The 19,780-nt window shown below is 57.8% G+C and carries 17 protein-coding genes; 13 read left to right on the plus strand and 4 right to left on the minus strand.

The genetic code is table 11. The annotated features are described in order from the left end of the window. Positions 1-699: an outer membrane lipoprotein chaperone LolA gene (gene lolA / locus ABI171_RS17515; RefSeq protein ID WP_348093814.1), complete on the plus strand. Its 699-nt coding sequence runs from the start codon at positions 1-3 to the stop codon at positions 697-699. Positions 700-749: 50 nt separating this feature from the next. Here lolA and fdxA read toward each other — a convergent pair whose 3' ends face one another. After that, positions 750-1,082, minus strand: a complete 333-nt coding sequence (fdxA, locus tag ABI171_RS17520) for a ferredoxin FdxA (protein ID WP_348093815.1) — start codon at positions 1,080-1,082, stop codon at positions 750-752. A gap of 173 nt (positions 1,083-1,255) precedes the next feature. Between fdxA and ABI171_RS17525 the strand changes: the two genes are divergently transcribed. Further along, a complete protein-coding gene (locus tag ABI171_RS17525; protein WP_348093816.1) occupies positions 1,256-2,560 on the plus strand; it encodes a replication-associated recombination protein A in 1,305 nt (434 codons plus the stop codon). A 21-nt stretch (positions 2,561-2,581) separates the two neighbouring features. Here ABI171_RS17525 and ABI171_RS17530 read toward each other — a convergent pair whose 3' ends face one another. Continuing rightward, positions 2,582-3,295 carry a GntR family transcriptional regulator gene (locus tag ABI171_RS17530; protein WP_348093817.1) on the minus strand — a complete coding sequence of 238 codons (714 nt, stop codon included), beginning with the start codon at positions 3,293-3,295 and terminating at the stop codon, positions 2,582-2,584. Positions 3,296-3,819: 524 nt separating this feature from the next. Between ABI171_RS17530 and ABI171_RS17535 the strand changes: the two genes are divergently transcribed. The 6 genes from ABI171_RS17535 (at position 3,820) to ABI171_RS17560 (ending at position 12,120) form a co-directional block, all read left to right on the plus strand. Further along, entirely contained in the window at positions 3,820-4,893 is a 1,074-nt protein-coding gene (locus tag ABI171_RS17535; protein ID WP_348093818.1) for a porin, read from the plus strand. A 31-nt stretch (positions 4,894-4,924) separates the two neighbouring features. Beyond that, entirely contained in the window at positions 4,925-6,394 is a 1,470-nt protein-coding gene (locus ABI171_RS17540; protein WP_348093819.1) for an NCS1 family nucleobase:cation symporter-1, read from the plus strand. Between the two features lie 93 nt (positions 6,395-6,487). Beyond that, complete coding sequence (locus ABI171_RS17545) at positions 6,488-7,222, plus strand: aspartate/glutamate racemase family protein (RefSeq protein WP_348093820.1); 735 nt, start codon at positions 6,488-6,490, stop codon at positions 7,220-7,222. Between the two features lie 888 nt (positions 7,223-8,110). Beyond that, positions 8,111-8,611 (plus strand): sigma-70 family RNA polymerase sigma factor, encoded by a 501-nt coding sequence (locus ABI171_RS17550; RefSeq protein WP_348093821.1) that lies wholly within the window; start codon positions 8,111-8,113, stop codon positions 8,609-8,611. Further along, positions 8,608-9,570: a FecR domain-containing protein gene (locus ABI171_RS17555; protein WP_348093822.1), complete on the plus strand. Its 963-nt coding sequence runs from the start codon at positions 8,608-8,610 to the stop codon at positions 9,568-9,570. The genes ABI171_RS17550 and ABI171_RS17555 overlap by 4 nt, the downstream gene beginning before the upstream one ends. Positions 9,571-9,747: 177 nt before the next feature. Then, complete coding sequence (locus ABI171_RS17560) at positions 9,748-12,120, plus strand: TonB-dependent receptor (protein WP_348093823.1); 2,373 nt, start codon at positions 9,748-9,750, stop codon at positions 12,118-12,120. 165 nt (positions 12,121-12,285) lie between these two features. Here ABI171_RS17560 and ABI171_RS17565 read toward each other — a convergent pair whose 3' ends face one another. Together ABI171_RS17565 and ABI171_RS17570 are read right to left on the minus strand one after the other, a co-directional pair. Next, positions 12,286-12,801, minus strand: coding sequence for a hypothetical protein (locus ABI171_RS17565; RefSeq protein ID WP_348093824.1), 516 nt, complete (start codon positions 12,799-12,801; stop codon positions 12,286-12,288). Continuing rightward, positions 12,798-14,558 (minus strand): hypothetical protein, encoded by a 1,761-nt coding sequence (locus ABI171_RS17570; protein WP_348093825.1) that lies wholly within the window; start codon positions 14,556-14,558, stop codon positions 12,798-12,800. Before ABI171_RS17570 ends, ABI171_RS17565 begins: the two co-directional genes overlap by 4 nt. Positions 14,559-15,096: 538 nt before the next feature. On the opposite strand from ABI171_RS17570, the gene ABI171_RS17575 reads away from it, so the two are divergent. The 5 genes from ABI171_RS17575 to ABI171_RS17595 all read left to right on the plus strand — a co-directional run bounded on the left by ABI171_RS17575 (position 15,097) and on the right by ABI171_RS17595 (position 19,539). Beyond that, positions 15,097-16,623, plus strand: coding sequence for a PQQ-binding-like beta-propeller repeat protein (locus ABI171_RS17575; RefSeq protein ID WP_348099337.1), 1,527 nt, complete (start codon positions 15,097-15,099; stop codon positions 16,621-16,623). 92 nt (positions 16,624-16,715) lie between these two features. Beyond that, a complete protein-coding gene (locus tag ABI171_RS17580; protein WP_348093827.1) occupies positions 16,716-17,234 on the plus strand; it encodes a DUF2844 domain-containing protein in 519 nt (172 codons plus the stop codon). A 9-nt stretch (positions 17,235-17,243) separates the two neighbouring features. After that, on the plus strand, positions 17,244-18,560 hold the full coding sequence (locus ABI171_RS17585) for a DUF3443 family protein (RefSeq protein WP_348093828.1): 1,317 nt from the start codon (positions 17,244-17,246) through the stop codon (positions 18,558-18,560). A gap of 104 nt (positions 18,561-18,664) precedes the next feature. Then, positions 18,665-18,880: a hypothetical protein gene (locus tag ABI171_RS17590; protein WP_348093829.1), complete on the plus strand. Its 216-nt coding sequence runs from the start codon at positions 18,665-18,667 to the stop codon at positions 18,878-18,880. A gap of 125 nt (positions 18,881-19,005) precedes the next feature. After that, complete coding sequence (locus tag ABI171_RS17595) at positions 19,006-19,539, plus strand: transposase (protein WP_348093830.1); 534 nt, start codon at positions 19,006-19,008, stop codon at positions 19,537-19,539. The last annotated feature ends 241 nt before the right edge of the window (positions 19,540-19,780 follow it).

Consider the following 19,780-nt stretch of genomic DNA (forward strand, 5'->3'; position numbering starts at 1 on the left):
ATGCAAAAGAAAATTACCGCCAGTTTGATCAACAACAAGAAAAGCAATCTGTTCGCCAAATTCAGGTCGGGCCGCCTGATTGTCGGCTTGTCGCTGAGCATCGCGCTGCTGCCTTCGCTGGCCAACGCCAGCGCGCTGGAGCAGTTCAAGACTTTCGTCAGCAGCACGCAGTCGGCCAAGGGCGAGTTTTTCCAGCAACTGGTGAAAATCGACGCCGGCACCAAGGCGCCGAAGGTCTCCAGCACATCGAGCGGCGTGTTCATCTTCGCGCGGCCGGGCAAATTTATCTGGACCTATCAAAAGCCGTATGAGCAGGTCCTGCAGGCCGATGGCGACAAGCTGTTCATCTACGATAAAGACTTGAACCAGGTGACCACCAAGAGCCTGGGTAATGCGCTCGGCTCTTCGCCGGCGGCGATTCTGTTCGGCAGCAATGACCTGGAAAAAAATTTCGTGCTGAAGGAAGGGCAGGCCAAGGACGGCATGGAGTGGCTGGAAGCGACGCCGAAAGCCAAGGACACGACTTTCGACCATATCGGCATCGGCTTGCGCAATGGCGTGCCGCAGGCGATGGAGTTGCGCGATTCGTTTGGCCAGGTCTCGTTGCTGACCTTCAAGAATTTCGTCAAGAATCCAACGTTGACGGCCGATCAGTTCAAGTTTGTCGTGCCTAAGGGCGCAGACGTGTTGAATCAATAGGGCGGTGATCGCAGGTAAAACCGTAGGGTGGGCAGAGTATCCTGCCCACCCTACGCCAGTTTCAGGAATTCCAGCTTGTTGGCGACCTTGCTCCAGTTTTCGTGGTCGGGCAAAGGCGCTTGTGAACGGGTGATGGGCTTCCAGTCGGGATGCGCGGCCAGGCGGGCGTTGATGTCGATGAAATGCCGTTGTTCAACGGGCAGGTCGATTTCATTGTAGATCGCGCCGACCGGGCATTCCGGTACGCACATCGAGCAGTCGATGCAGTTGTCCGGCACGATCACCAGGAAGTTCGGCCCTTGCCGGAAGCAATCCATAGGACAGACTTCGACGCAGTCGGTGTATTTGCACTGGATGCAGGAATCGGTGACGACAAAGGGCATGGCGGGCTGGGCCGGGGTGGGCCGTATCAGGTTCTCAGGACTGGTTCAGGTTGGCCTCGAAGGTTACCGCAGGCGCTGGCGGCAAAATCGAGTGGGATTCTCTCACAGTTGACGCTTATGCGCTGCCTGGTTTCATTTTTCAAACAAAGACCATTTTTCACAGAATCATCCCCATGTCCGATCTTTTCAAGGTAGAACCCACTCCACCGCTAGCCGAAGCGCTGCGTCCTGCTACCCTGGATGAAGTGATCGGACAAAGCCATCTGCTGGGACCGGGCAAGCCGCTCAGGCTGGCGTTCGAATCGGGCAAGCCCCATTCGATGATCCTGTGGGGTCCGCCCGGCGTCGGCAAGACGACGCTGGCGCGCCTGACCGCGAATGCGTTCGACTGCGAATTCATTCCCTTGTCGGCGGTATTTTCCGGCGTCAAGGATATCCGCGCGGCGATGGAGCAGGCGCAGCAGTACCTGGCGCAGGGCAAGCATACGATCCTGTTCGTCGATGAAATCCATCGCTTCAACAAATCGCAGCAAGACGCCTTGTTGCCGTATGCCGAATCCGGCTTGGTGACCTTCATTGGCGCCACTACTGAAAATCCTTCGTTTGAAGTCAACTCGGCGTTGCTGTCGCGCGCGCAAGTGTATGTGCTGCAGGCCTTGACCGAGGACGAACTGAAGCAGTTGCTGGAGCGGGCCCGGCAGCGGGTGCTGTCGCACCTGCAGTTCGACGACGCTGCGGTCGATACCCTGATCGGCTATGCCGACGGCGACGCGCGCCGCTTGCTGAACCTGCTGGAACAAAGCGGCAGCGCCATCAAGGCGTCCGGCGTGACGCAGGTGACCGCGGAATTCCTGGAGAATGCGCTGACCTTGAATGCGCGCCGCTTCGACAAGGGCGGCGATAATTTCTACGACCAGATTTCAGCCTTGCACAAATCGGTGCGTGGCTCCAGTCCGGACGGTGCGCTGTACTGGTTGTGCCGCATGCTGGATGGCGGCGCCGATCCCAAGTATTTGTCGCGCCGGATCATCCGCATGGCCTGGGAGGATATCGGCCTGGCCGATCCGCGCGCGATGCAGATCGCCACCGATGCCGCCGCCACTTTTGAGCGGCTGGGTTCTCCCGAGGGCGAGCTGGCGCTGGGGCAAGCGGTTATCTACCTGGCGATCGCGGCCAAGAGCAATGCGGGCTACAACGCCTTCAATCAAGCCATGGCGTTCGTCAAGAAAGACAAGTCGCGCGAAGTGCCGGTGCATCTGCGCAATGCGCCGACCAAGCTGATGAAGGAACTCGGCTACGGCCACGAGTACCGCTATGCGCACAACGAACCGCATGCCTACGCCGCGGGTGAAACCTATCTGCCCGACGGGATCGAAGACCCTGGCTGGTACCAGCCGGTGCCGCGCGGCGTGGAGGCCAAGATTGCCGAGAAAATGCAGTTCCTAAGAAGCCTGGACGAGGACGCCAAGAATAAATAGCGGGAACGGTCCGGCAGCCTCCTAGGCTTCGCGCACCCGCGAAAACAGCTTGGCGAAATCGACCTCTTTGGGTGGTGTGGCTTCAGTCAGCAGCTCGGTGGCGTATTCGCCGAGATGATGCTCCATCAATCTGGCGGCACGCTCGCCATCGCCTTGTTCGATCGCATCGAGTATCCCCGTATGCTCATCCGCCGAGCAGCTATTGCGCTTCGGCGTTTCATACAAGCCTATCAGCAGGGATGTGCGCGCAATCAAGGTGCGCAGGTAGGCGCTCACGATATTGTTTTGATTGGCTTCGCTGAGCTTGATATGGAATTCGCCAGAGAGACGTATCCAGTCGCCCCAGTTTCCCTGTTCGCGCAACGCGTGTTCGCGTTTCACCAGTACCCGCAATTCCGGCAACACCTTGCGTTTGGCGGCCAGGCTCTTGACCGAGCCGCCTTCGAGGATGGCGCGTGCTTCGAATACTTCGCGCGCTTCCTTGACGTCATGCGTGGCGATCACCGCACCGCGGTTCGGCTGCAGGTCGATCACCCGTTCATGTGCCAGTTTCACAAAAACCCGTCGCAAGGTACCACGCGTAACGCCAAAGGCTTCACATAGCGGCGCCTCCACCAGGCGCGTGCCGGGCGGCAACTGATGATCGAGAATGGCGTCGATGATGGAAAGATGAATGCGAGCGTCGATCTCATCGTTGCTCAGTTCGTCCTGCTGGGTCCTGGAAATGGCGCTCATGTCGCCATCCCTGGCAACGGCCTTTGCCGGCTTTGCAGGTCTACGGGATTCAATATTGTGCACAATTTATACATGGATTACGGAATATTTCAAAAAAGTATTATCACAGTATAAATCCTAATTTCAAGGCATGCACAGCCCGCATCATTTCTTGGGTGAGGTTATTTTTGATGATAAAAAATCCTTGTATTGATCGCACCAAAACTGGTTTTGTGCACAAATTAAGATAGTTACGCACGCAATTTGTGCGGCGCCACGTCAATCCGGATGATTTATCTGCAGCGCCTTTCAAGCCGGCCTGTCCCATTCTCCCTCTATGTAAATCCCGCGAAATCCCACTTCGGCAAGGCTGTTGGCACGGTTCTGGCTTTAAGCAGATTTCAGATTGTGCGCAATCATGAATTTAATTGTGCATCTTTCAGGTCGATGACCGAAGGGGAAGCAGGCGTCTTGCGGCAACCGCAACATCACGCTTGTCGGACAACAGAAGTGATTTGGCGTACACGCCAACAACAAGGATAAAGATGAACCCTCTATGCAAACTGGGAGCAGCAATTGTATTGCTGGGCATGACGGTCAGTGTTTTTGCGCAAACCAGCGTGGCGGTCTCGGGCGTGATCGACACCGGGATTTCCTACGCAAGAAACGCCGGTAACGGCGCCCAAAGCAAACTGGGCGAGGCAGATAGCATTCTCGGCGTTTCCAACGTAGGTTTTCACGGCAAGGAAGATCTGGGCGGCGGCTTGAGCGCGGTCTTCAATCTGCAGGCTGGCTTCAATCCGAGCAATGGTGCGCAGTCCGCCGGCGGACAACTGTTTTCCCGCAATTCCCTGGTCGGCCTGGAAAGCCGCTCCGGCACGCTGACCTTCGGCAAACAATGGAATTTCAATGACGACTGGCTGGTCGGCAGTGTCTTCAAGGGCGGCTACAACTCCGGCGCGATTTTCAAGTTTTCAGAATTCGACGCGGTCAGTGAAATCTACAACAACACGATCAAGTATGTATCACCGGATGTGAACGGGTTCCAGGCCGGCGCCATGCTTGGCCTGGGTGAAACTGCCGGCAGCGTGCGGACCGGCCAAGTCTATAACCTGGCGGCCAAATACCGGCAGGGGCCGTTGTTGCTGGCCGCTACTTACGATCATGAACAGGGCGCCGGTATCGCCAGCACCGACAGCGTCTACAAGCTGGCGACGCTTGGCGCCAGCTACGGCATCGGCGCATTCACCACGCGGCTGGGCTATGCGCATAGCGACATTTCCGGACCCGGCCTATTCCAGTCGATTCCATCGGTCACCGCGCGCAAGGCGTATGCGCTCGAAGCTGGCCTGGATTATGCATTCACTCCGGCATTTACCGGCTCGGCCGATGCCATCTACCGTAAGAATACGACGCTCGCGAATAGCAGCAAGGTCTACCGGCTGCTGGGTATCTACAGCTTGTCGAAACGCACCAGCCTGATCGCCAACCTCGCGCATCTCAGCAACGCCGGCGGCGCCTCCGAATCGCTGGTCGGCACGGACTCGACGGCGGTCGGCGGCGGCTATGCCAACCAAAGCCAGACCGCGCTTGCGCTTGGCGTCCGTCATCTGTTTTGATTGATTACTCTTCTACTGGATTGGAATGACGATGGAAAAGCACAATGCGATCATCAAGCCTACATACGATGACAGGCTCACCAATGAAGACCTGGCGCCGCTGAAAAAGCAGACCTGGGGCAGCTACAATATTTTTGCGTTCTGGATGTCTGACGTGCACAGCGTGGGCGGCTATGTCACCGCCGGCAGTCTGTTTGCGCTGGGCTTGAGCAGCTGGCAGGTACTGGTGTCGCTGCTGGTCGGGATCGTGATCGTGCAGTGTTTCGCCAACCTGGTGGCGAAGCCGAGCCAGGTCACGAGCGCGCCTTATCCGGTCATCTGCCGCACCACCTTTGGCGTGCTGGGAGCAAATATCCCTGCCATCATCCGCGGCCTGATTGCGGTGGCCTGGTACGGCATCCAGACCTACCTGGCTTCCGGCGCTTTCCTGCTGATCGTGCTCAAGTTTTTCCCCGACATGGCAATCTATGCCGACGTCAAGCAGTATGGCTTTGCCGGTTTGTCGTACCTGGGCTGGCTCGGCTTCATGGTGATGTGGGTGTTACAAGCCATCGTGTTCTGGACCGGCATGGATGCGATCCGCAAGTTCATCGACTGGGCCGGTCCTGCCGTGTATGTCGTCATGCTGCTGCTGGCGGCGTGGCTGATCAGCAAGGCCGGCTGGAGCAATATCGACCTCAATCTCGGCGGTATCAAATACAGCGGCGCCGCAGCGTTGCCGATCATGATCAACGCGATCGCTTTGGTGGTGTCCTATTTCTCCGGACCGATGCTGAATTTTGGCGATTTCTCCCGTTACGGCAAGGATTTCAAGTCGGTGAAGCGGGGCAATTTCTGGGGCTTGCCGGTGAATTTCCTGGGCTTCTCGCTGCTGACAGTAGTCTGCATCGCCGCTACGCTGCCGCTGTATGGAAAACTGATTACGGACCCGGTGGCGATGGTAGGCCATATTGATAACACCTTCGCGGTGGTGCTGGGCGGCCTGACCTTCATGATCGCCACGGTCGGCATCAACATTGTCGCCAATTTCGTCTCGCCGGCTTTCGATTTTTCCAATGTGGCGCCGAAGCGGATCAGCTGGCGCATGGGCGGCATGATCGCAGCGGTGGCGTCGATTTTCATCACGCCCTGGAATCTGTTCAATAACCCGCACGTGATCCACTACACGCTGGATATCCTGGGTTCCTTCATCGGCCCTTTGTTCGGCATCCTGATTGCGGATTTCTACCTGGTCAAGAAACAGCAGGTGATCGTCGACGACCTCTACACCATGGACAAGAAGGGCGCGTACTGGTACAGCAATGGCTATAACCCGAAAGCCATCATGGCCTTGATCCCGGCCGCCATCATTCCAATCCTGTGTGTGCTGGTGCCGGCATTCGGCAGCCTGGCGAATTTCACCTGGTTCATCGGCATGGGTTGCGGCCTGGCGATCTACTGGGCTCTCAGCGTCAAGCAGGTGTTGCCGGCCGCTGCCGTGGCCAGAGCTGAAATGCAGTAATCCCTGCACCAGGCGATGGTAATGCCGGCCCGCGTGCCAGCGTTGCCATCGCAACCGTGCCGCTGTGGCGGCGAATTTATCCAGCATCCCATTTTGAAAATTAAAATCATCAACCCAAATACCACCTGGAGCATGACCAGGAAAATCGGCCATTGCGCAAGCCAGGTTGTCGCGGCCGGCACAGAAATCGTGGCGGTCAGTCCGGCCATGGGGCCGGCATCCATCGAAAGCCATTACGACGAGGCGCTTAGCGTGCCGGGCATCCTGGATGAAATCAGACTAGGGGAGGAGGCTGGCGTCGATGCCTATGTGATCGCTTGTTTCGGCGACCCGGGCCTGTATGCCGCGCGCGAGGCGGCGCGCGGTCCGGTGATCGGCATTGCCGAAGCGGCGATGCATGCCGCCAGCCTGATCGGCTCCGGCTTTAGCGTCGTCACCACGCTGGAACGTACCTGTGGCATCGCCTGGCATCTGGCCGAAATGTATGGCATGCAGCGCTTTTGCCGCAAGGTGCGCGCCTGCAAGCTGAATGTGCTGGAGCTGGAACACAGCGGATCGGATGCCTATCGCATCATCGTCGAAGAATGCCGGCAGGCGATGGAGCAGGACAAGGTCGATAGCATCGTGCTCGGTTGCGCCGGGATGACAGATCTCTGCAAAGCGATCGAGGACGAACTCGGCATTGCTGTGATCGATGGCGTCACGGTAGCGGTCAAATTGGCCGAAAGCCTGGTGCATCTAGGTTTGAAGACTGGTAAGCGCGGTGACTTGGCCTATCCTTTGAGCAAGCCTTATAGCGGCTTGCTGGAAAATTTTTCCCGGGGCTGAAATTAAACCAGGCGACGCATGCACCGTCACTTTTGTCTCTCCTAAAGGTTTCTGAGCTCGCTCCTGTTGTTTGTGCACAAGCGCGAGCCGGCGGCTCGATCCCGCAATGCGACCCGCGAAGCGCAATGACATTTTTCATTGTCTGCGCGCCGCACCATGCACCAGACTTGGGCATGTTTGCAACCCATCCCGACTCTTGTCAAAAAAACTTTTCAGACGGCGCACTGCCTGAATTGCCAATATTTAGCAGTTCGTCATGACATCTTGTTTCTTTGTCTTCGATGTTCGAGAGAAAAAAAGAAAGCATTTTTATTTCCATAGATTTTTTTGTTCTATCTATATACGTTTTTTACGATAAAAAACATCCTCGATAAAGTCTCCCGTGCTGGCCTCGTTATTGCTTCTATTCAAGGAAAGCAGCGACTTGACGTGTTTCTGCGGTGCAACGGCTGCACGTTCGCATAGACAGCTTTGTCTAGTCGAATGTGCAGCTGGAGTTGCAAACGCAGGTAACAGTGGCCGGCACCGCTTGCCGACTTGTTATTAGCAAGGTAAGAAAATGTTCAAATAATTAAATGTTTCGCGAGAGTTATGTTGTTTTGCCCCTTTTGTCTGGTTGACGCGCAGCGTAAATTAGCCCTACATTTTGGTCTTGAATTAAGTAGAGCTAAAATTCGGTACGCGTCTCCAGGCAATGTTTTCGTTTTGCAAAGAGGCGTCGCAGGAGCGCCAGTACCGGAAAAAGCCAAGCTGTTTTTGCGTAGTTGTCAGCATCTTTGATTTTCAGCCCCGCTTTGTCGAGTGTTTTGCAAAGTATGTATTTGATACGGGAAACTGTTAGTCACATGCTGGAAAATGCTGCGAAAGAGCCACATAGGAGAGCTGCTTATGCCCAAGGTTGAGGCTACGTCGATACAGTCGTTGTATGTTGAACATCATAACTGGCTGGTCGGCTGGTTGCGTCGGCGTCTAGGCAATATCGACCATGCCGCGGATATCGCTCAGGATACTTTCGTCCGCGTGCTACTGAAGCCGGCGATCGATGTGATCGAGGAGCCGCGCGCCTACCTGACCGTGATCGCGAAGGGCCTGGTAGCCAATGCGCACCGGCGTGATGCCTTGGAGCGCGCTTACCTGGACACACTGGCGCAAATACCGGAGGCGCTGACGCCGTCGCTGGAATACCGGGCGATATTGCTTGAAACCTTGTTTGAAATCGATTCCATGCTGGATAAATTGCCGTCCAAGGCGCGCAGCACCTTCTTGCTGTCGCAGCTGGAAGGCTTGACCTATGCCGAGATTGCCGAACGTCTCGACATTTCAGTGAGAACCGTCAAGCGTCACATGGTGCTGGGTTTCGAACAATGCCTGATTTTTTCCCTGCCATGAGCGACGCACCAATCAATCCGGCGATTATTCGCGAGGCAGCAACCTGGCTGATGACATTGCATGGCGGCGAAGCAACCGAAGCCGATCAGCAAGCATGGCAGCGCTGGCGTTCGCGCAGCCCGGAGCATCAGCGCGCCTGGCTCTGCGCGCAAAAACTGAATAGCGCATTCAGCGACATTCCGGTCGAATTGGGCATGCCGGTCCTGGACCGCACCGCGCCGCGCCAGCAACAGCGGCGAGCGGTGTTGAAAGCGTTGTCCGTGTTGTTGACCGCTGCCCCTGTGGCTTGGCTGGCCACCAGGTTGCCATGGCAAGACTGGACCGCAGATTATCAGACCGGCACCGGCGAGCAGCGCGATATTGCGCTGGCCGACGGTACCCAGCTGGTGCTCAACACGGCAAGTGCGGTCGACGTCAAGTTCGACGCCAGCCAGCGTCTGGTGCAGTTGTATACCGGCGAAATGCTGGTGACCACCGGGCGCGACCAGGCAGTCCCGCCACGGCCGTTCATGGTGCAGACCCGGCACGGCATGCTGCGTGCGCTGGGAACTCGCTTCAATGTCCGGCAAGAGGGCATTCGCAGTCACGTGGCGGTGCTGGAGGGCGCCGTCGAAATCGTTCCAAAGGCATCCGCGGGCATGGCGGTGTTGGTCAAGGCAGGCCAGCAATGCGTGTTTACCGCCAACCGGGTAGAGCCGGTACAGATCGCCGACGACACGCTGGCGTTGTGGTCGCAAGGCGTGCTGGTGGCAGATAAAATGCGTCTCGCCGATTTCCTCGACGAGTTGGCGCGCTATCGCCATGGCCGGCTCAACTGCGATCCGGCGGTGGCTGACCAGTTGGTCTCGGGCGCTTTCCAGCTGAAGGATACGGACCAGGTGCTGTATTTGCTCAGCAAGGTATTGCCGGTGCGGGTAGAAAAAATCAGCCGCTATTGGGTGACTGTGACTAAAGCCTGAGGAGGATGGTAAACAGTTTTTCGTGAGTTGGAAATTTGACGTGGTGTGGTCGGGTCCGCCTATTTGTCCCAACGGCCTGGCCGGCATTTCTGGCAGCTAACCGAGAAAGCAATTGGTATGGTTTTACAACACTCTCGGCGACGTTTTTTTGACACATCGCGGCCATTTTCGGTGGCCATGCGCGTACACGTGGCTTGCTGGTGTCTGGCGTCGGCCAGCTTCAGCGCGCCTCAGCAGGCGTGCGCACAAACGTCGCAGCTGGTTAAAAACTATGCGATCAATCCGGGAAAATTAAGCCTGATACTAGCGGCCTTTGCCTCCAAATCAGGTATTTCACTTGCCTACGACCCGGCGCTGGTGCAGGACAAGCACAGCCTCGGCCTGAGCGGCAGCCATGGGGTTGCCGATGCGCTGGCGGGTTTGCTGAGCGGCACCGGGCTGGAAGCGATTGCCAAGGCCGAGGGTGGTTATACATTACGGTTGAAGCCGCGGCCGCCGCCATCTTCGGTCGCACGGGCCGCTCCTGCTGTCGCCAAGGATGATGCGGTATTAATGGCGGTGACTGTCTTCCCCAGCCCGGACGGGCCCGCGGATCAAGGGTTTGCCGCCGCCAACAGCAGCAGCGCGAGCCGTACCAATACGCCGCTTTCCCAGCTGCCGCAATCGATACAGGTGGTGAACCAAAAACTCATGGCGAACCAGCAGTCGCAATCGGTGCTGGACGCCTTGCACGATGTCAGCGGTGTGAATATCTATAACGTCGGGGTCGATACATCGGTATATATCCGGGGCTTTCTGGCGCCGACCCGCATCAACGGCCTGCAGCAAGGTCCTTCCCGTATCGAGAGCGCCAGCTCGCCGTTGCATACGCCGCTGGCCGCGATTGAAAGAATCGATGTCGTCAAAGGCGCAGATTCGATCGTCGCCAACGGCGACATGGAACCGGGCGGTCTGGTCAACATCATCACCAAGCAGCCGCAAGCCGAACCGGTGCGGCAACTGACGCTGGAGAGTGGCACCCAAGGCCATCAAAGGATTGCGCTCGATCTCGCAGGCGCGCTGTCGGACGACAAGGTCTGGACCCATCGCGTGATTCTCTCCGGCAGCCAGGACTCGGATGCTATCGACCGCTATGACAGTGTGCGCGATGTCTATTTTGCGCCTTCGCTGGGTTATCGCAGCGAAGGCACGGTCGCCATCGCCGGCCTCAACTACCAGCGCAATCTGCTGCCGAATGGCGGCCAGGGCCCCTACGGCCAGATTACCGACGGCTTGCAGAGCACCAGCATTGGCGGCAGCTATGCGGTGCAGCAGAAACTCGATGGCAATTGGGGGCTGGAGAGCAAGGGCAACTACATGCGGACGCAATTATCCGCGCGTTCATACTATTGCTATCAGAATTCATCGCCAGACGACAGCGTCATGCCGAGAAATTGCCAGACGCAAGCGCTGACATCGACTTCCTATGGCTGGAATCTGGAAAACAGTGTGCACGGTACTTTTCATACCGGTCCGGTCAAGCATACCGTGCTGGCCGGCGCCGCTGTCAACTACAGCTGGTTTGCGGTGCCGCTGGCCGAGATCGGTCCCACCATGCCGGCCACGCTGTCACGCGAGAGCCTGCCGGAAATTCCCGCCACCAAGTTGACGCCCTACGAGCCGGCGTCAACGCTGTACTACACCAACTGGTTCCTCCAAGACCAGCTGGGCTGGCGACGCTGGCATATGCTGGCGAATATCGGTTACACGCGGGCATGGTCGCATAGCGCCGATCTGCAAACGGCGGCGGTGACCTCGCTGCATCCACAGAGCAAACCGATTTATAACATCGGGCTGTCCTATCAGCTGACGGACAACGTCACGCTGTATGCGAACCGGCAAAAGAGCTTCGTATTGCAGGCCCAGGCCTCCGGCATCCGTTACGATGGCGGTCCGCCCGGTTTGTACAATCTGCCGCCGACGGATGGGAAGTCGCTGGAGGCCGGCGTCAAGCTCGATCTGCTGGACGATCGCTTGATGCTGACGGCGTCGGTGTTCCGGATATCGCATGCGAGAGTCTTGTACGCTTATGACACCGACGCGGCAAACAATCAGCTTACCGCGCTGCTGCCGGCCACCACCAATCGCGGAATGGAGTTCGACCTGACCGGCAGTCCGCTGCCAGGCTGGAATCTCACTGCCTCTTACAGCTACAGCGATTTCAGATATGCGCAGCCACCAGGTTTTTACGCCCTGGCTTCCCTGATCCCCCGCCATCAGGCCAGTTTCTGGAGCAGCTACGATTTGCAGACTGCGGCATGGCGCGGCTGGGGTTACGGCCTGGGAGCAACGGCCCGCAGCGGCTATCCAAGCAATAGCGGAGATCTGCAAATCGGCGGCCAGGTTTCCGTCGACGGGAATATTCGCTACACCTCCAGATTATGGTCGCTGACGCTTGGCGCACGTAATCTCTTCAACCGCCACCTGTATGGCAGCTTCGCCAATCTCCAGCAAGGCATCGGTTTTGAGCCGGGACGTGTTTTCGTGTTGACTGGACGTTATAACTTCTGATATTAGGGCCTAGGAAATCATGGCCCTTTTCCGTTTCGAAGGACAAGTCAGATGAGGGCGTTGTAATTGCCCATAACGTACATAGGACTCCCGCAAAGTTTCGCCAGCAAGGCATGCCGGCGAAGGGGTGCCGGCATTCGGGGCCCCCTCGCCAGGCGTCGCCGCTTAGCGCACTTTTTCCTGCGCCGGCATCACTGTCAGGTTTTCTCCCTGTGGCGTCCGCATCGCCTTGCCTGACAATTTGCGAACCGCCCTGGCATTGCCCACGGTGACCGGCACCGAGACCGCCTTGGTGCGGTCGCCCAGGGTGACGAACACATTCAACTCATACACGCCGTCTGCCGTTGCGCGGACATTGGGGGTATCGGTGACCACCCCATCCTGGTTGCTGACCAGGATGGCGCTGCCGAGCGTCACGATCGACAAACCGGCATTGCTGCGATACTCCACGTGCAACGGGGTATTCGGCTGGTCCGTGGTAAACCTCAGCATGACCGGCAAAATGGCGTTCTTGCTGGTGGTGCTGCCAGAGGTCAACTCGACGGTGACCGCCGCGCCAACCTTTTCACCATGCCCGATGCTGGCTTTAATTTCTGGCAACGGCTTGGCCTGCAAGCCGCAAGCAAGCGATGCCATGGCCAGGGCCAGCAGGCTATTCTTCATCGTGATATTGAAAGTCATTGCGCTTCTCCGGCGTTGGTTTGTGCGAGCGTGATCTTGAAGCAGCCGCTGTTGGCGCCGGCATTGATCGTGGCGACATAATCGTCTTGCGCCGCCAGGTCATAGTCGAGATTGTAGGTGCTGTCCAGCTTGGGATCCTTAACCATTTTTCCCGCGATCTGTTCTCCTTTGCTGAAAAGCTGGAAGGTCGGATACACGCCGGCGTCGGCAGTGATGCGCAGCGTCTGCTTGCCTTTCTGTGCAAGACTGAAGCGCAGATAACGGTTGATGCCGAGCTTGTTGGCCTTGCCGTAGGCGCTGGTGGTGCACAACGTTGCATCCTTGCCGGCGCCGGCGGTCTTGGATTTTACGCCGGCTTCCAGGGTGGTATAGACCGGCAGCACAAAATCCTTGTTGGCGGCAACGATAGCCGGCGGCAGGGCGGTTTGCCTGAGACCGAACATGTCCAGCTGGTCTTTGTCGACAGTGTTGATTTCCGCCAGCAGATTATCCAGCGTGGCCTGGCTGGCGGGATTGATGCTGCCGCGCAGCGAAGTTGCGAAGGAAAACAGGCTGGTGAAGGCTGGCGATTTCTTTTGTGCCGCCATGGCTTGGTAAATCGGCTTGAACCCGATGTCCGGCGATTGATGCAAACGATACAGTACCGACTGCACCGCAACTTCGCCAAACCAGGCCTTGGCGACATTATCAGGAATCTCGTCGACCTTGAACACCACGGCCGCATTGGCCTGTGCCGGCCCCTGGGTGTCGACATACATCGGATCGCTGCGCGCCATGCTGGAAAACGCATTGCCCCAGCCTTCGCTGAACGCCAGCCGCATGTCGAGCAGGTTGGCGCTGCTGTGCGAGCCGCCGATACTGTCGTCGCGCGAAAAGCCGGCCTGGAAATAGTGTCCCCATTCATGCGCAATCACGCCGGCATCGTACTCATCGGTGTCGACATCTTCGTGACCGAGAATATGCAGCCCGCGGAGCGTTTTATCTCCCGCACCCTGGAAGTAAGTGCCGTCGTCGCTGCCCGGACTCCAGAATACATTGAGAGGTGGGAAGCTCAGGTTCTGGTCCGCTTCCAGCACTTTGTGGCTGGCGCTGTAGACGGTATCGAGGATGGCGAATGGCGCTGCGCTGCGCGAGTTGGCGTAAGTTGCGCTCGCCGGATCCCAGCCAGACGCGGCGTTGAGATCATGGATGCTGCCTTTCTTGCCGCTGTTGAAGCTGGCGCCATCCATGGCAAACAAGGCCGCACCGTCAACCGTTGCACCATAACCGTCCGATGAATTGTCGCGTACCGCGAAATTCCAGCTGGGTCCCGGCGTTTTGCCGGCGACGCGCAGCATCTGCGCTTTGGCGCGTACATGCATTGCGGTGTCGAGCGCTGCCTGGAAGCTGTAGTTTCCCTGACTATCGGTTGCGGTCGACAGCAATACCTTGCCGCTTTTATCGTTGATCAATTCGACCACCACATTGCGGGCGGGCTTTTGCACGGTGCTGGCATAGTCAAGCTTGGCCAGCCATTGGCCTTGCTGGTCCTTGCTGGATACCGCAGGTACGAAATCATACGTGATCCTGCCGGACACGATAGCCGCGGCCGGCTGTGTGACCGGATTCATGCGCTGGCTCTGTGCCGTGTCAGCGCTGACGCCCGATCCGGAATTGCTGCCATCGCCGCAGCCTGCAAGCAGCAGCGCAGAGAGTGCGTAGAGTGCGGTCAAGGCGGTGGCGGCCATCCTGTTTTTCGATTGATTGTGGTCAGTCATCTCTGTCCTTGATAGTGAAAGGAAATATGCATTTCAACCCCCGGCGTTGTATTGCCGGCACCGGCTGCAAAGACATGCGGGACCAAATCCGACCTTTCCGTGTAATTACCCATATGCAAAACTCCCGATTTATAGTTGAGAAGCAAGCACTCGGTCGCCGATGGCAAATCCCCTTGTGGAGGTTTTATCAACCGACCTTATATCTGTTGCCCCATGAAAATATAAAAAAGGCCAAATGGTGTGGATGTTTTTCCCGGGCGGCAGCCGCTGTCTCAAATAGTTACAAATAATCGGGGCCGATCGTGGCCCCTTTTTTTTTTTGGACGGGCATCTCTAGTGAAAGCGCCACAAGCATCAGCGGCCGAGAAATGGCGTTTCCGTTGATGGCTGCAGGGCCTTCAGAAAACAGGTGGCATGGTTGGCGAGCAGGGACAGATTGCGTTCCGGTAGCCTAAAGTTCATGGGTGCGGAAAAAAAAGAAGACAGATTGCGCAGGAGTGTCTGGCGCGGAATTTAAAACGATTTTAGGAGAAATTCGGTGAGATCAGAGTCTGGTATATATCCGGTATGCATAGCTGTGCTTGGCCTCATGCTGAGCGCCTGCGGCGGCGGTGGCGGCGATTCATCCGTGTCCCAGGGAAGCAATGCCGCCAACAATCCGGGCCCGGCAACGGTCCCTGCAACCGTGCCTCCGACAGTGCCGCCAACCACGGTCACTCCTAACCAGGCGCAGGCAACTCCCGGCACCAAGAAATGGGTGTTCGACACCAAGGGCTTGTCGGGATTTTTCTCTCCCGCGCTTGGCGCCGATGGCACCATTTACATAGGCGCCAACAACGCCCCGCTCAATCAGGTGACAGGCAAGCTGTATGCCGTGAAAGCCGACGGCAGAGAAAAATGGGAATACCCGGCAGGAGGCAGCACCATCGGCGGCGTCAGTTCGTCGGCCGCAGTGGCGGCGGACGGCACGGTGTATATGGGTGGCTACGATCAGAAATTGTATGCGCTGAACGCCAACGGTACGCTGAAATGGACCTTCCAGAGCACCGGCGTAGTCAGTTCCACTCCGGCGATCGGCGCCGACGGCAGCGTATACGTGGCTGCCGCCAATGTGGTATATGCGCTGGACGCGGCCAGCGGCGTGCCGAAGTGGTCGGTGAAGCTGGGCGGAACGGTCAGGTCTTCACCCGCCTTGAGCGCTAGCGGCGCGCTGTATGCAGGATCCGACGATGGCCATCTGACGGCGCTAGCCATGGCAGACGGCAGCAAGAAATGGGATCACGATTTTGCGGCAGATGGTTACTTTAATCTGGATGTGAGCGGCAATCCGAGACCCGTCTCGAAAAACCCGGCGATAGCTTCCTTGCCGTCGATCATCCAGGTGGATTCCTCACCGGCCATCGGCGCCGATGGCACAGTGTTTGTCGGTGTCGACGGTTATGCCGGGCCGTACTATCAATCGCTGCCGGTCGGGCTGGTGTGTGCCTTGGATCCCGCCACCGGCAAGCTGAAATGGAAGTACGGCACCAATGACTGGGTTCAGGCTTCACCGGTAATCGGCGCGGATGGCACGGTGTATGTCGGCAGCAACGGTGGCGATAGCGTTTTCTACGCACTCAATCCGCAAACCGGCGCGGCGGCATGGGCATACAGTGTCGGCGGCGGCGTCACCGACGCCAGCCTGGCGGCTGACGGTTCGATCTACCTTGGTCTCGGCAACAACGCCCTGACTGCCTTGACAGCTCCCGCCGCGGGCAGCACCGATCGCGTGGCTTTGTCTTACCTGAATTATGGCCAGGCACAGGAGCATGGCGGCCTGACGTCGCTGCCCGCAGGCAAAGCCGCCTGGAATTTCACGATTCCACCGGCCAGCCAGCTCAATCCGAGCACGGTCGGCGCATCGCCGGCGATCGCCGCCGACGGCACCATCTATATCGGTTCCGAAGAGGGGCATCTGTATGCCATCAACGGCAAGGCGGCCCTGGCCGCCAGCGCGTGGCCGAAATTTCATGGCGGCGCGGCCAATAGCGGGCGGGCAGGCGCGAGTGGCGCATCGTCTCATTAAGGAGCCCCCATGCACATGGAGCGAACTCAGTACAAGGGCAGGGCGCAACAGCATGCCGCTGCCACAGGCACATTATTGAAAGGTAACCGAACATGAAAAGCCATTCGACGAAATTATTCAGATTGACGACGCTGCCGTTATTGTTGGTGCTGGCGTCGGCGTTGCCAGCGTGGGCAGCGCTAGGCGGCGACGCCAGTTCAGTGGAAGCTGACCGCATCGCCTTGCGCGGCGCGCCGCTGGCCGCCGCCTTGACGTCTTCCAAGGCCGGCGCAGGACGTGAAGGCGCCGCTACAACTTCAGATCTTTACTCCGTGCGCGCATTCACCCTGCCGGCCGGTACCGAAGTGCGTGAATTCGTCGCAGCAGGACAGGTATTCGGCGTCGCATGGCAGGGTGCGAGCCAACCTAATTTGCGCCAGGTATTCGGCGATGCGATGTATGCGCTCTATCTGCAGTCGCTGAAGGCGCAGACCACACCGGTTGGCCGCGTTTTCGTGCTGCAGCACGGCAGCCTGGTAGTGCACTCGTTCGGGATCCCTGGAAACTTCCAGGGCCAAGCCTATCTTCCACAGCAACTGCCGCCTGGCGTCAGCGCCGCTGACATCAAGTAAGGAAAAGACATGCGTAAATTATTGACGATTGCAGCCTTGCACGGCTTGCTGCTGATGACGGCGTGTTCCGATGGCGGCAATTCCGGCGCCTCTACGACTGCCAACGGTACGCCGCTGGCGATGACTCCGGCAAGCACGGCTCCCGGCGCCACTGCGCCGACGGCTCCCAACGTCGTGCCGCTGGTCATCGATTCCGGCCCTAACAAGGCCACCAGCCTGAGGCCTTTCATCACCGTCACCCTGTGCGCCCCCGGCGATCCCACCAACTGCCAGACCATCGATCACATCATGGTGGACACCGGTTCTTCCGGCTTGCACATCGCCTCTTCGGTGCTGGGCAACAAGCTCAAACAGGCGCTCAAACCTTTGGCAGATCCGAAAATCAATGGCAACGTACTCACCCTTTGCGAGCAGTACGTCACCAGTTTCAACTGGGGTTCCCTGGTAAGCGCCGACGTCAAGATCGGCGGCGAAACGGCAAGCGCCGTACCTACCCAACTGCAGGACGATCCGAGCTTTACCAAGGTGCCGACCGACTGTTCCGATGGCCATGGCAGCCAGTCCAATAGCGACCCTGCGCTTGACGGCACGAATGGCCTGATCGGTGCCAGCCTGAACGCGGTTGATGGCGGCTCTTATTATTCTTGTCCGGCCGCGGGCTGCGCGGGAACGGAAATCAGCACAACCGTAGCCACGCCTAGCGTTAGCCCGCAGACCAAGTTTGCCGTCGACAACAATGGCGTCATCCTCGACTTGCCTGCAGTCCCGGTGCCTGGCGCGACCACGCTCACCGGCACCATGACGTTCGGGATCGGCACGCAAACGAACAATCAACTGCAAGGCGTGGCGGCAAAGGTTTACCCGATCCTCGCCAACCCTTTGGGGAATGCTTTGCTGAAGACTACCTTTAGCGGCCATGACTATAGCTACACCTTCATCGACAGCGGCAGTCCTTACTACTCGTTCAACGCGCCGGATGTGGCGCTGTTGCCGCAGTGCCCAAGCAACCTGGCGTCGTACGGCGGCGGCTTTTATTGCCCGTCATCGGCGGTCGCCCTGTCAGCAGTCCTCACCGGTAATGACGGTACCGTCAGCGTTCCCATGGCTTTCTCGATCGGCAATGCGGAACAGATATTGAGCACCAACAATGCTGCGTTGAATGGCTTGGGGCAAGTGTCCTTCGATGGCGGTGCGCTAAATGTCTTCGACTGGCCATTGCAGTTTTTCTACGGACGCAGGATGTATTTTTCGGTGCAGGACAAGCGCAGCACGCCGGGGCCGGACGGCAAGCCGGTTGGCAACGGCTTTTACGCATTCAAATCCTGACCACGGGTGACGGGACGGCGGCCGCACCGTCCGCACTTCCATGGGGTCCTTGGCGGCCATGGGAAATTTTTTCTGATATGCAGATTGAGAGAAAGGAGCTGAAGATGACCGCATACATGGAGCGTTCCGACCGGCTGTCGTTATTGACCCAGGCCAAAGCCGAGGCCACCGGCAGGCGATTTTGTGCGCATCACCAGGGCGAAGTGGCGGCGGCAGACGGCGATTTCGTCATTCGCAACAAAACCAAGCGCTGGGTGTGTTTCCGTTGTCAGAAAAACAGCCAGCGCCATAACGCGGCGCTGGCGAAGCGGCGAGCCTAAGGCCTGTTCAATCCGCTGTTACAAATTATTTTGGGCCGACATGGCCCTTTTTTCCGTCCTCGCGGGGCAGGCAAGATAAGGGGAAATAAATGTTAAATCATTGGGACGGAAAGAGTGTAGCTGCCATGTCGACAATCTACGGAATTAATCGGAGCCATTCCGAAAATACTGGCGTCTCGGGGAAACAGCAAAATACTGCGCTGAATATCAAACTGAGAGATGAGCAGTGGGAAAAGCTGGAGCCCATGTTGAGAGGAAAAGAAGGTGATGCAGGCGCCAGGGGACGGGACAATCGCCTGTTCATCGACGCCGTCTTGTGGATATCAAGCAACCGCCGTCTGTGGCGCGACCTGCCGCTGCGATTCGGCAAATGGAACACCACCTACATGCGGTTCATGCGCTGGAATCAAAGCAATCTGTGGCGCCGTCTCGCTGAAAATATCAGCGATGATCCTAAGCTGCATGCTGCATTTGAAAACATCGTCAGCTATGGCGATGAATGGAGTATGCGCATCAAATTGCGGGCGTCCAGGCGCACCAGCCGAGAGGCTTACGATGCGGCGATCAAGCATGCGGCGGAGCAAGCGCCGCTGCCTGCGGAAGATGACTCGACCTTGCATTGGCTGCGGCTGGTGGTCAAGAGCGAATCTCAGCAATAAGCCGGGCGCAGCGGCTGACCAAATAGTCGGCTCGCGCACAAGTGGTTTCCTGATTAGTTACGCACCTCAGATTGACCGTGAAAAGCGGTCATTATGCTGATAAAGCGTCATCCCCGCGAACGCGGGGATCCAACTTAAGTACTTGATTCAACATGGATTCCCGTGTTCGCGGGAATGACTCGGCAGATGGTTTTGTGCTAAAAAATATGGCATCTTAGATAGGTAACTAATCAGGAGTAGT

It is taken from the genome of Collimonas sp., assembly GCF_039923675.1.
Classification (GTDB): Bacteria; Pseudomonadota; Gammaproteobacteria; order Burkholderiales; family Burkholderiaceae_D; genus Collimonas.